The organism is Proteus hauseri, assembly GCF_040139125.1.
GTDB lineage: Bacteria > Pseudomonadota > Gammaproteobacteria > Enterobacterales > Enterobacteriaceae > Proteus > Proteus hauseri_B.
On sequence record NZ_JBEEUB010000002.1, the window covers coordinates 145,089 to 158,834 of the forward strand.

The window sequence follows — 13,746 nt, forward strand, 5'->3', positions numbered from 1 at the left end:
ATAGCCCACTTTGGCGTCTTTCTTTCTGTGATTTCATAATGCTGCCTAGTGGGTGCTTTACAATAACACTCATTAATAATTTGAAAGTAATACCAAAACTATTATAACAACAGCAATGTGATGTGGCTGTGTGATTGTTTTGGTATTGCTTGATAATGATATGTGCCGCAAAGACAAGTGAATGTTTATCCCTGTAAAATAAGGTTATCCCGCGATAATACGTTGATACAGGTAGTCACCCATCATAGCGAAATAGCTTAGATAACTATTTAAGTTAGCTGTTTTGGTATGCTTGTCTTTTAGAAATGGGGGAATGATAGATGCATAAGCGGATTCATTCCTTTAATTGATTAACTTGGAGGTTTTCATGGCTGTCGCTGCCAACAAACGTTCGGTAATGACTTTGTTTTCCGGTCCGACTGATATTTTCAGCCATCAGGTCAGAATTGTCCTAGCGGAGAAAGGTGTCAGTGTTGAAATTGAACAGGTTGAAGCTGGTAATCTTCCACAGGATCTTATTGATCTTAACCCATATCAAAGTGTACCGACTTTGGTTGATCGTGAGCTGACCCTGTATGATTCACGTATCATCATGGAATACCTTGATGAACGCTTCCCTCATCCTCCTTTAATGCCTGTTTATCCTGTTGCTCGTGGTAGCAGCCGTTTAATGATGCACCGCATTGAGCAGGATTGGTATTCTTTAATGAACATCATTGAGAAAGGCACTGAGCAACAAGCTAATGCCGCACGTAAGCAGTTAGCCGAAGAGTTACTGGCAATTTCTCCTGTGTTTAAAGAATATCCTTACTTTATGAGTGAAGAATTCAGCTTAGTAGATTGCTACCTTGCTCCACTCTTATGGCGTTTGCCTGTATTGGGTGTTGATTTAAGTGGCGCTGCGGCTAAAGATGTTCAAATTTATATGCAACGTGTTTTTGAACGCGACTCTTTCCTTGCGTCATTAACCGAAGCAGAGCGTGAAATGCGCTTACCTTCAAGAGGGTAATTAAGCATGGAGATTATGGATATGTCTCCGCGCCGTCCGCATTTATTGCGTGCGCATTATGAGTGGATCCTTGAAAACGATTTAACGCCACATCTTGTTGTTGATGTGAATATTGTTGGTGTTCAGGTTCCTATGGAATATGCGCACGATGGTCAAATTGTACTGAATATTTCACCTCGCGCAGTGAATAACTTAGAGTTAACACTGGAACAGGTATTATTTAGCGCAAGCTTTGGTGGAATACCTCGTAAAGTACGAGTACCAATGGTTGCTGTTATGGCTATTTATGCGAGAGAAAACGGTGCGGGAATGATGTTTGAGCCTGAACCTGCATATGAAGATGGTCAACCATCACAATTTGCTGAAGAAGAGCATCAAGAGCCATCACAAGCGCCTATTGGTGAAGTGTTATCTTTGGTAACAGATAACGATTCTACCGAAACCGCTTCACCAGATGATGATCCAGAGCCACCTCGTCCAACAGGTCGCCCATCACTGCGAGTCGTAAAATAAGTTATTGCAATAAATCAATGTGATAGCGGTAAGATAAAAAACCCAGTACAACGGTACTGGGTTTTTTATTAAATAGATTCTATTGAATTAAAATAAAAAAACGCCCTATATTGCTATAGAGCGCTTTAGTGAATCACTTAACTGAGATTATTTCAGTAGTTCTTCTAAACAACCTGTGTAGAGATTTACAGCAGTCATTAATTGTTTTTCATCGAAGTCGAAACCAGCTTGGTGGTGTCCTGCAGTTCTATCAGCACCTACGATAAAGTAGAGTGATTTACCGCCACAACGTTGTACACGTTTTGCCAGCACTGTCGCATCTTCACTTCCGCCAAATGGGCGTGTTGGGATAGCGGTTAACTCTGAGTATTTACCAACGACTTTCGCCATAACATCAATCAGTTCTTGGTCATTGGTTAAATCAACGGCTTCACCCATCACTTCGCTTTCCATTTCTAACTGGAAGCTATGAGCTGCACCTTCAGCCATACGTACAGCATTTGCTGCCATAAAGCTGTTGATCTCTTCATTTTCACCACGAACTTCGATTTGCATTTCTGCATTAGCAGGGGTGACATTACGACCTTCACCGGCTTTTAGCACACCGATATTGATACGTGACATCCCTTTACCATGACGAGAAATACCCAGCATTTGTGTTGCAGCGTGACAAGCACCTGCTAAAGCATTGCGACCTAACTCAGGTTCTGCACCTGCGTGAGATGGCGCACCTTTAAAACGGAAGTCATATTTAGTAGTACACAAAAAGTGTGTTGGGTTAAGAACAATTTCACCACTATTAGCGATAAAGCCTAAGTGTGAGCCTAAGAAGTAATCAGCATCATCAGCGATGCCACTTTCAGCCATTGCTCTTGCACCACGAACGCCTTCTTCTGCTGGTTGGAATAAGATTTTAACTTTACCAACAACGCTATCTTTATTCTCAACTAACCAGTGAGCAACACCTAAACCGATTGTGATATGACCATCGTGACCACAAGCATGCATTTCACCTGCGTGACAAGAAGCAAAATTCTCTGCATGAGGGCGGTGTTTAGTTTCTGATGCTTCGTTAACACCAACGCAGTCGATATCAAAACGTAGTGCAACCGTTGGACCTGCTTTACCGCTATCAAAGATAGCGACACAGCCAGTAAGCTCTTTCATTTCATCAAGCAGAGCTTCATCAACCTTATGCTCTCTTGCAACAGCAAGACCTTTCTCAACGACTTGACGACGACGACCAAAGGCAAAATCTTGGTTGATAACATCTGGACCAACTTTAACTTCCAAACCTAGGCTACGTAATTCTTTGACGATTTTTGCTGTGGTTAAAAATTCTGACCAACCAATTTCTGGATATTGGTGAAACTCACGACGCCATTTAATTAATTTTTCTAGTGTAATTGCTGACATGTCTATTTCTCCACTTATAACATAAATAACGCAACAGCGATGACGCCGATAACCATGCCCGGTGCAGTACGTTTTGCGATTTCCATAGGGTTTACATTTGCAAGACCAGCACAAACAATCGCTGCACCTGCAAGTGGTGACATTGTACGACCTAATGCGCCTGATAATGCGGCAGCCATACCCATGTCTGGAATTTCATAACCAAATTGTGCAGCATGTGGGGTTACTGTTTCGTTAAATGCAAATGCTGCTGCGTCACCAGAACCTGTGATAATACCCATTAAGAATGGCCCTAAAGTACCACCCCAACGAGCAAATTCAGGAGAGTGAGTTAAGAAGCTAATGAACGCGTCGATTAAACCAGATGCTTTCAGACCTGCGGCGAATACCGCGGCTGCAATGATAATACCTAAAACATCACCATAAGCATTACCCATACCTTTAAAGAACTCTTTAGTAATTTGAGCAGGGTTAGTTAATGTGATTAACAACGCATAGATTGAACCAATTAACATTGCTGCGGGTACAGATAGTTTGAAAGTACTGAAAGTCTCAAAGAATGGCAGAATTAACAGAAGTAATGGAATAAAAGGTGCTGTTGCATATAAGTAGTTAGGGCGAACAGCTTCAGCTTTTACTTGAGCTGATGATGCTGCTGCATCTCCAGCAACGGCTACTTTAAATTCTTTTTTCACTAACGCAACAACCGCCAGTGAAACGGCAGCAATGCCACCTGCCATTAGGCTATATGGGCTGTGACGAGCAATTAAGTCAACGACTTCCATATTTGCCATGTTAGCAACGAAGGCGTTATGCGACATACCAGGGCTTAACATTGAGCCGATAGTACCACATAGCACTGCACCACCCGCGATAGCAGGGTGAATACGCGCTGCGATTAATAATGGGATTAATGTTGCACCCACAGCGGCTGCGCAACCTGCTGCTGATGGAATCGCAATATTAATGAAATAAGTAACGATAACTGTTGCTGGAATAAGGAAAAAACCAAGACGAGTTAATACTTTAGACAATACATGTACCAGATGCATATCGCATTTGGTGTATTTCATGACATAAGCAAAACCCATACTCGCACAGATTGCTTGAATTAATGATGAAGATACCATGCGCTCACTAAATGCATTAAATGCATCTAGTGGGGTTAGACTTAAAATACATAACAATAAGCCCGCGCCAATTAGCACCATTCGGGTTTCATATTTTTTTATTAGCAAATAGACTGTTACGATAATAACGGCTACTGCTATCAGTTGCATCACCATAGTGATCCCCTAATTAATAATGACAATTTTATGAAAACAAACCTAACATCAATCAATTATATTTTTCTGTAAAGTTATTAGGTGACTCCATTATGAAGTTGATAGACCGACAATATTTGATTGTTATCAAATTTAATAGCCGAAATAAAATCTATTTTTTTAGACTGTGATGTTATTAACAAATGCTACAAGATAGTTATTATTGAAATATGACAAAAAAGTTAAATAAAAAGAGATAAAGTAAACAGTAAGAACATAATTTATATTAACTATAGAGTGTAGCTGTTATTTTGATACGAAAAATAATGTGTGTTTTTATCAATATATAAAATAACAAAATATATCAAATGGTAATGAGAATGATTATTTAACTAAATAGGCTCTGAGCCTAAAAAATAACACTCATTAAAAGATGAAATATAAAAAATTATCCCACGTTAAGTTTGTGGGACAATAAAGAGATTAAATGGTTAAATTTTAAAGTCGAGCTTTATAAAATTTAACAAGATAAATAATGTAATATTCCTTCAGCAGCATCTCTTCCTTCCGCAATTGCGGTTACAACCAAGTCCGAACCTCTTACAATATCGCCACCAGCAAATACTTTAGGGTTGGTTGTTTGATTCATTACCTCTTGATTATCCAAAATAGTAATTCTTCCAGATTCACTGCAAGTAATATTATTTTCATCTAACCATGGATAGTGTGCAGGCTTAAAGCCAAATGCGAGAATAATTGCGTCGGCAGGTAATATTTGTTCGCTCTCTTTAATATGTTGGATTCTCTTGCCAGAGGATGTATTTACACTTTCAGTTTTAATAACTTGGATACCTACCACGTTATTTTGACTATCAATTTCAATATCAATAGGTTGAAGGTTAAATAAAAATTCACCACCTTCTTCTTTGGCATTTTTTACTTCACGTTTTGAACCGGGCATATCAGCTTCATCACGACGATAAACACAAGTTACTTTTGTTGCACCTTGTCGAATTGCAGTACGAACACAATCCATCGCGGTATCACCACCGCCTAATACTACGACTTGTTTATTTTTTAGGTCAATATAAGGCGTTTGTTTATCTTCGGCATAACCCATTAAATAGCGAGTATTTCCAATTAGATAAGGCAGCGCATTATAAACGCCAGAAGCGTTCTCATTGGCAAAATTACCCGTTAGGCTATGATAGGTACCTATACCGATAAATACCGCGTCATATTGCGCTATAAGTGCATTAAGGGTGATATCTTTGCCTATTTCAGTATTAAGACAAAATTCGATACCCATTTCACTAAACAGCGTTCGACGTCTTATCATTAGCGACTTTTCGAGTTTAAATGAGGGAATACCAAAAGTAAGCAAGCCGCCAATTTCCGGGTGTTTATCATAAACCACAGGTTTTACACCATGACGAATAAGTACATCAGCACAAGCAAGACCAGCAGGACCTGCTCCAATAATTGCCACTTTTTTATTCGTCATCGTGACATGAGAAAGATCGGGTCGCCATCCTTGTTCTAATGCGGTGTCATTGATATAGCGCTCGATATTACCAATAGTAACGGCACCAAACTCATCATTTAGCGTACAAGCGCCTTCACAAAGCCTATCTTGAGGACAAACACGACCACAGATTTCAGGCAAACTGTTTGTTTGATGAGAAAGCTCTGCGGCTTCTATAATCCGACCTTCATTTGCTAATTTGAGCCAGTTTGGAATGTAATTATGAACAGGGCATTTCCATTCACAATATGGATTACCACAACTTAAGCAGCGATCTGCTTGTGCCGCGGCTTGTTGTGGTAAAAAGGCTTCATAAATTTCGACAAACTCAATTTTACGCAGTGCTAATGGTTTTTTGGTCGGCTCAATACGATTTAAGTCGATAAACTGATACACATTCTGACTCATAATGTTCTCCTATTGTGCCTGAACGCGTAATTCAGTTGATGAGCGGCGAGGGTGACCTAATAATGCATTTACATCACTAGATTTAGGCTTAATCAATTTAAAGTGTTGTGACCAATATTCCCATTGCGAGAGCAATATTTCACCTTGTTGTGAGCCCGTTAATCTAACATGCTCGGCTATCATGCCTCGTAGATGTTCTGCATGAATAGCAAAAGAGGCGACAGAAAGTAACTCGATAGATGTGGTATTAATGCGCTGCGAGAGCGTTGCATCTTCATCTAAAATATAAGCAAATCCGCCTGTCATACCAGCACCAAAATTAATGCCTGTTTTACCTAAGATACAGACAATACCACCAGTCATATATTCACAACCGTTATCGCCTACACCTTCAATAACCGCAATAGCGCCGGAATTTCTTACTGCAAAACGCTCACCTGCTAAGCCTGCCGCATAAAGTTTGCCGCCAGTTGCGCCATAAAGACAAGTATTTCCCATAATAGTGGCTTGGTGACTTTTAAAGGCTGAACCTATTGGCGGCGAAATGACAATTCGCCCTCCGGCCATGCCTTTACCCACATAGTCATTTGCATCGCCAACTAATGTTAGTTCAACGCCTTGCGCATTCCAAACACCAAAACTTTGACCCGCAGTACCTGTAAAATGTAATTTTAATGGCGTAGCTGATAACCCTGTTTCGCCATATTTTTTGGCAATAATGCCCGATAAAGTTGCCCCTACAGAGCGGTCAGTATTGCGAATATCAAAATAGAGTGATTGACTTTCGCGTTGCTTAACCGCGTTGACTGTTTGAATAACAATACGCTGATTTAACTCACCTTTATCGTAAGTTTGATTATTTTCTTGGCAATAAAGAGCACTATCCGTTGGAGAAGCAACGGTTTCTAATAAAGGTTCAAGAATTAGTTTTTGTTGTTTACTGCTATAGCCTTCTATACAGGAAAGTAAGTCAGTTCGACCAATCAAATCAGTCAGTTTTTTCACCCCAAGTAATGCCATTAACTCGCGAGTTTCTTGTGCGATAAATCGAAAGTAGTTAATTACACGTTCTGGTAATCCGTGATAATGGTTGCGTCGTAAGGTTTCATCTTGTGTTGCCACGCCTGTTGCGCAGTTATTTAGATGACAAATTCGCAGGTATTTACAGCCTAAAGCCACCATGGGACCCGTACCAAAGCCGAAACTTTCAGCACCTAAAATAGCTGCTTTAATAATATCTAAACCTGTTTTTAAACCACCATCAATTTGTAATCGAATTTTATGACGAAGATTATTGGCAACTAGTGCTTGTTGTGTTTCAACTAAACCTAATTCCCAAGGACTTCCTGCATATTTGACGGATGTTAATGGGCTTGCACCAGTTCCACCGTCATAGCCTGCAATGGTAATTAAATCGGCATAAGCTTTGGCAACACCCGTGGCAATAGTGCCTACTCCGGGTTCGGAAACCAGCTTTACTGAGATTAGCGCGGTTGGATTAATCTGTTTTAAATCAAAGATTAATTGCGCTAAATCTTCAATAGAGTAGATATCATGATGAGGTGGGGGGGAAATTAACGTCACACCCGGCACCGCATAGCGAAGTTGTGCAATATAAGGGGTGACTTTATCACCAGGTAATTGACCACCTTCTCCCGGTTTTGCGCCTTGAGCGACTTTGATTTGCAAAACATCGGCACTCATTAAATATGACGGCGTAACACCAAAGCGACCCGAAGCAATCTGTTTGATCCGCGATACTTTATTGGTGCCATAGCGAGCAGGATCTTCTCCACCCTCACCTGAATTTGAAAACCCCCCTAATGTATTCATCGCTTCAGCCAGTGCTTCGTGAGCTTCGCGGCTTAATGCACCAATAGACATCGCGGCGGTATCAAAACGTTTAAATAATTCGGTATCGGGTTCAACTTCATCAATAGAAATAGGCGTGATATTACTATTGAGCACTAACATATCTCGTAGCGTAGTAATCGGGCGCTGCTGAACTAATAAAGCGTAACGCTGATAATCTTGATAATCGCCACTATGAACGGCTTTTTGTAGTGTTTGAATGACATCAGGGTTATAAGCGTGATATTCACCTTTATGGACATATTTCAGTAATCCACCTGCATCGATAGGGTAGCGAATTAGCCATGCGCGTTTAGACAGATTAAATAAATCTTGTTCAAAATCGTTAAAGTCAGCACCGTTAATGCGGCTATCAACACCGTTAAAGCAAAGTGTGGTGATATCATCATGTAATCCGACTGCCTCGAAAAGTTGCGTGCAGCGATAAGAGGCAACGGTAGAAATGCCCATTTTTGACATGATTTTATATAGCCCTTTATTGATACCATTGCGGTAATTTAACATCACTTGTGCATAAGAGCCGCAAAGCACTTGGTTATCAACGCGTTGAGCTAATGATTCATAAGCAAGATAAGGATAAATCGCGGTTGCACCAAAACCTAATAACACCGCAAAATGGTGAGGATCACGGGCACTTGCCGTTTCAACAATAATATTGGTATCGCAGCGTAAGTTATTATCCACCAGCATTTTCTGAATTGCACCGACTGCCATAGGCGCTGGAATAGGCAAACGCTCTTTGGTTATATTTCTATCGGATAAAATCAGTAAAACAGCGCCTTTCTGTGCTTCTTGTTGCACTTTTTCACATAAAAGATGTATTGCTGTTTTTAAATTAATCTCTGAAGGTAAATAGGTAATATCAATAGTCACTGATTGATAATGTTTGCTATCTTGGTTGATTAACTGCTGGAAATCACAATAGAGCAAAATAGGGGATTGAAAGCTTAAACGATGTGCTTGTCCTTCTGCTTCACAAAATACATTCATTTCACGACCAATACAGGTCGCCAAAGACATTACATGGGCTTCTCTTAAAGGATCTATTGGAGGGTTGGTGACTTGTGCAAATTTTTGACGGAAATAGTCATAAATAATACGAGGGCGTTGAGATAATACGGCAAATGGTGTGTCATCGCCCATAGATCCAGTTGCTTCTTGCCCATTTTCACCCAAAACATGCAAAATAGTTTCAAGCTCTTCACGACTATAACCAAACTGTTTTTGATAAGTAGCAAGGCGATTATCATCAAAAGCTCGCTGACCTACCGCTTCATTTTCAGGTAAGTTTTCAAAAGGAATAAGCCGCTTCACATTACGTTCTAGCCATAATTTATAAGGGTGACGTCTTTTTAAATCCTCATCAGTTTCAGATGAATGCAAAATACGACCGTTGTAGGTATCAATCACCATTAATTCGCCAGGACCCACTCTGCCTTTTTCTACCACTTCATCAGGTTGATAATCCCAAATACCCATTTCAGAGGCACAGGTGATAAGTTTATCTGTAGTTATTACGTAACGAGCAGGGCGTAAACCATTTCTATCAAGAGTACATGCCGCATAACGACCATCCGATAAAACGATACCCGCAGGACCATCCCACGGCTCCATATGCATAGAGTTAAAATCAAAAAAAGCCCGTAGATCTTCATCCATTTGAGGATTGTTCTGCCATGCTGGTGGAACTAATAAGCGCATCGCGCGAACAATATCCATGCCACCATTAAGAAAGAGTTCTAGCATATTGTCGAGTGAACTAGAGTCTGAGCCACTTTCATTTACAAAGGGGGCAACACTTTGTAAATCAGGAATTAATGGTGTATGAAATTTATAGGCTCTTGCTCTTGCCCATTGGCGATTTCCTGTAATGGTATTAATTTCTCCATTATGAGCAAGATAACGAAAAGGTTGTGCAAGTTGCCATTTGGGGGTGGTATTAGTTGAAAAACGTTGGTGAAAAAGGCAAATTGCCGACTCCATACGTAAATCAGCAAGATCGGTAAAAAAGCGTGGCAAATCGGTCGCCATACAAAGACCTTTATAAACTGTCACCAAATTAGAAAGGCTACAAATATAAAAATCACTCTCTGTGATACGCTTTTCTATCCGTTTGCGAGCAACAAATAATCGGCGTTCTACATCGCTTCCACGCCAGCCCGCTGGGGCATTAACAAAAATTTGTTCAATCATAGGCAGTGTTGCAAGGGCGATACTCCCTAAGATATCCGTATTGATAGGCACTTTACGCCAGCCAACAATAGATAATGTTTCTTGCTGTAGCTCTTCTTCAACAATATGTCGGCATTGTGCTGCTATATGGGCGTCTTGGCTTAAAAACAGCATACCTACGGCGTAATTCTTAGCTAAATGCCATCCTTTCTCTTTTGCGATTAATTGAAAAAAACGATCGGGTTTTTGCAATAGTAAACCACAGCCATCACCCGTTTTACCGTCAGAAAGAATCGCTCCGCGATGTTGCATTCGCGCTAATCCATGAATCGCATTTCTGACAATTTTATGGCTGGCTTCGCCTTCAATATGAGCGATTAAACCAAAACCACAGTTCTCTTTTTCCAGTGTTTTTTGATAAAGCATGGTCGCTTCCTACTCAGTTTAATGGGCACCTCAAAATAGAGAGCAAAGGGAACGTTTTTGCCTCATGGTGAGTGGTAATTTATGGGTGCTCATTTGGATGGTGTTGTGTTTTGCTTAGCTAAATCTATTTTTTTTATTGCTATGCAATGTCATTTAAACTTATCGATAAATAAAAAAGAGGTCAATGTGCAAGAATATTTGACTACAATAACGAAGAATAGTGATTTTTTATATTAACTAATTGATTATTAATTAAATTATTTTATTTAAATATCTGTGTTGCGTGTTTTTTTAATGTGAGCTATATCACTTTATTTGACAGCTTTAGTTTTGACTCATCCTTTATTGACGCTTAATGGTAATTTATTATTCTGAAAATCATCTAGATTTTAGCATTTTATTATTTTTATACAATTTGTATAAAAAAAGACAAATTGCATTTTTTATCAATCGCGTCTATTCACTATAAGCATGTCTATTATTTATGTAAGCTGATTAATGATTTTTCGTTTGGATATAAAGCCCCCGCTATTTTTTACACCAAGCAGTCAAATTAAAAATAAAAAATGGTGAGAGATAGTGTTTCGTAACAATATTTCTGAATGTTCACCACTGAATTAATTCATTTTTGGGGTATCATTTCAGAGATTCAATATATTGGAGTTTTCAATGAAACTGCTCAAAGGGCTTGCCCAGTATTACGTTGATTTAATGATGAGGCTTGGGCTAATTCGCTTCTCATTACTGTTGGCGTCAGCATTAGTTGTTTTAGCCATGGTTGTACAAATGGCGGTGACATTTTTATTAGCGGGTGATGTCACCAGTATTGACCTTGTTCGTTCAATCTTTTTTGGCTTGATTATTACACCTTGGGCTGTCTATTTTCTTTCTGTGGTGGTTGAACAGCTAGAAGAATCGCGCCGTCGGTTATCACGTATGGTTGATAAGCTTGGTGTTATGCGCCAGCGTGATTTAGAGCTTAACTCTCAACTTAAAGAGAATATTGAGCAATTAAATTTAGAGATCCAAGAGCGCGAAAAAGTTGAAAAAGCGCACCTTGAATTGCTTGAAAAACTAAAAAGTGAGATGAAGCGTCGCGAATTAACTCAAATTGAATTAGAGCAGCAATCTTCACTTTTGCGTTCGTTTTTAGATGCATCACCCGATTTAGTTTATTACCGCAATGAAGATAATGAGTTCTCAGGATGTAACCGTGCAACTGAGCTACTTACCGGTAAAAGTGAAAAACAACTCATTGGTTTAACGCCACTTGATGTTTATGACGAAGATATCGCGATCAAAGTGATGGAGACTGATGAAAAAGTCTTTCGCCATAATGTATCTCTCACTTATGAGCAGTGGTTGGTCTATCCTGATGGTCGCAAAGCGTGTTTTGAATTACGCAAAGTTCCTTTTTATGACCGCATTGGTAAACGTCATGGATTAATGGGCTTTGGACGTGATATTACAGAGCGTAAGCGCTATCAAGACGCGTTAGAAAACGCAAGTAGAGATAAGACGACCTTTATTTCAACGATCAGCCATGAGCTGCGTACACCGCTTAATGGGATTGTTGGGTTGAGTCGTATTTTGCTCGATACTGAATTATCAGCAGAACAGCTTAACTATTTAAAAACGATTCATGTCAGTGCCATCACATTAGGTAATATTTTTAATGATGTTATTGAAATGGATAAAATTGAACGTAGAAAAATTCAACTAGATAACCAGCCAATCGATTTTACTGAATTTATTTCAGATCTAGAAAATCTTTCGGGACTGTTAGTTCAACCGAAAGGACTAAAATTTACTTTAGAAGCGCAAGAAACCTTGCCTCATAAAATAGTGTCAGATGGTACCCGTTTACGCCAAATTCTGTGGAATTTAATTGGTAATGCAGTGAAATTTACGCAAGAAGGTGAAATCAAGGTGCGTATTTGGCAAGAAACGCCAGATAAGCTGTTTTTTGAAGTGAAAGACAGTGGTATTGGTATTCCTCAAAGTGAGCTTGAGAAAATTTTTGCTATGTACTACCAAGTCACTGATAGCCAAGGTGGACGTTCTGCAACGGGAACCGGTATCGGACTTGCAGTTTCTAAGCGCCTAGCACAGCATATGGGCGGCGATATCCATGTTGATAGTGAGTTAGGTAAGGGGTCAACCTTCACGCTCTCTATTGAAGCTCCTGCGATTGAAGAGCAACGTGATATTGAAAGCGATGATGAATTGCTGTTACCTGCATTAAATATTCTGCTGGTAGAAGATATCGAACTTAACGTGATTGTTGCTTGTTCGGTATTAGAAAAATTAGGTAATACCGTTGATGTCGCGATGACAGGGCAAGAAGCGTTGTCGATGTTTAGACCTGATGAGTATGATCTTGTGCTGCTCGATATTCAGTTACCTGATATGACAGGTTTTGATATTTCTAGAAAACTACGTCAAGAATTTGATAGTAAAGAATTACCGCCACTGATTGCATTAACCGCGAATGTTTTGAAAGACAAAAAAGAGTATTTAGACGCGGGAATGAATGACGTCCTCAGTAAACCGTTATCAGTTGATGCGTTAACCGCCATTATTAATAAATTTTGGGGGGATGGTTCGGTTTCTACCCCAGTTGATGATTTATCGGAATTGTTGAATAAAAATGAAGAGTTATTAGATATTGATATGCTGAATCAATACATCGAACTCGTCGGACCTCAGCTAATTACGGATGGTTTAGATGTTTTTGAAAAGATGATGCCTAGTTATATGTCGGTGCTGGAATCTAACCTTACGGCTCGTGATCAGAAGGGCATCACTGAGGAAGGACATAAAATCAAAGGCGCGGCTGGCTCTATCGGATTGAAGCATTTACAGCAACTAGCAAAACAGATCCAATCACCAGAATTGCCAGCATGGTGGGACAATGTTCAAGAGTGGGTTGATGAGTTGGAAAGGGATTGGAGAAAGGATGTAGAAAGTTTAAGAAATTGGTTATTAGGCGTTAGAAAAAAATAACCCCAACCGAAGGTTGGGGTGCGCGAATACTGCGCCAACACCAGGGAAACTTTTCTACTCGCTTTTTTGATTCTTATTACATAGGCGAATAGGATGAAACTATTCCATACATCATACAAGCAACAAAATAGCAA

7 protein-coding genes are annotated in these 13,746 nt (G+C 39.7%); 3 read left to right on the forward strand and 4 right to left on the reverse strand.

The annotated features are described in order from the left end of the window. Nucleotides 1–367 precede the first annotated feature (367 nt). Together sspA and sspB are read left to right on the forward strand one after the other, a co-directional pair. A complete protein-coding gene (gene sspA, locus ABN099_RS03780; protein WP_064718890.1) occupies nucleotides 368–1,009 on the forward strand; it encodes a stringent starvation protein SspA in 642 nt (213 codons plus the stop codon). A 6-nt stretch (nucleotides 1,010–1,015) separates the two neighbouring features. Then, complete coding sequence (sspB, locus tag ABN099_RS03785) at nucleotides 1,016–1,522, forward strand: ClpXP protease specificity-enhancing factor (RefSeq protein ID WP_349462360.1); 507 nt, start codon at nucleotides 1,016–1,018, stop codon at nucleotides 1,520–1,522. Between the two features lie 147 nt (nucleotides 1,523–1,669). Here the strand turns inward: sspB and ABN099_RS03790 are convergent, their stop codons facing one another. The 4 genes from ABN099_RS03790 to gltB form a co-directional block, all read right to left on the reverse strand. Beyond that, nucleotides 1,670–2,938 carry an amidohydrolase gene (locus ABN099_RS03790; RefSeq protein ID WP_349462361.1) on the reverse strand — a complete coding sequence of 423 codons (1,269 nt, stop codon included), beginning with the start codon at nucleotides 2,936–2,938 and terminating at the stop codon, nucleotides 1,670–1,672. 14 nt (nucleotides 2,939–2,952) lie between these two features. Next, nucleotides 2,953–4,224, reverse strand: a complete 1,272-nt coding sequence (gene dcuC, locus ABN099_RS03795; protein WP_349462362.1) for a C4-dicarboxylate transporter DcuC — start codon at nucleotides 4,222–4,224, stop codon at nucleotides 2,953–2,955. Between the two features lie 499 nt (nucleotides 4,225–4,723). Beyond that, nucleotides 4,724–6,136, reverse strand: a complete 1,413-nt coding sequence (locus tag ABN099_RS03800; protein ID WP_349462363.1) for an FAD-dependent oxidoreductase — start codon at nucleotides 6,134–6,136, stop codon at nucleotides 4,724–4,726. Nucleotides 6,137–6,145: 9 nt separating this feature from the next. After that, nucleotides 6,146–10,606 carry a glutamate synthase large subunit gene (gene gltB / locus ABN099_RS03805; RefSeq protein ID WP_349462364.1) on the reverse strand — a complete coding sequence of 1,487 codons (4,461 nt, stop codon included), beginning with the start codon at nucleotides 10,604–10,606 and terminating at the stop codon, nucleotides 6,146–6,148. Between the two features lie 669 nt (nucleotides 10,607–11,275). Here gltB and arcB point away from each other — a divergent pair. Next, a complete protein-coding gene (arcB, locus tag ABN099_RS03810; RefSeq protein ID WP_349462365.1) occupies nucleotides 11,276–13,612 on the forward strand; it encodes an aerobic respiration two-component sensor histidine kinase ArcB in 2,337 nt (778 codons plus the stop codon). Nucleotides 13,613–13,746: the final 134 nt, after the last annotated feature.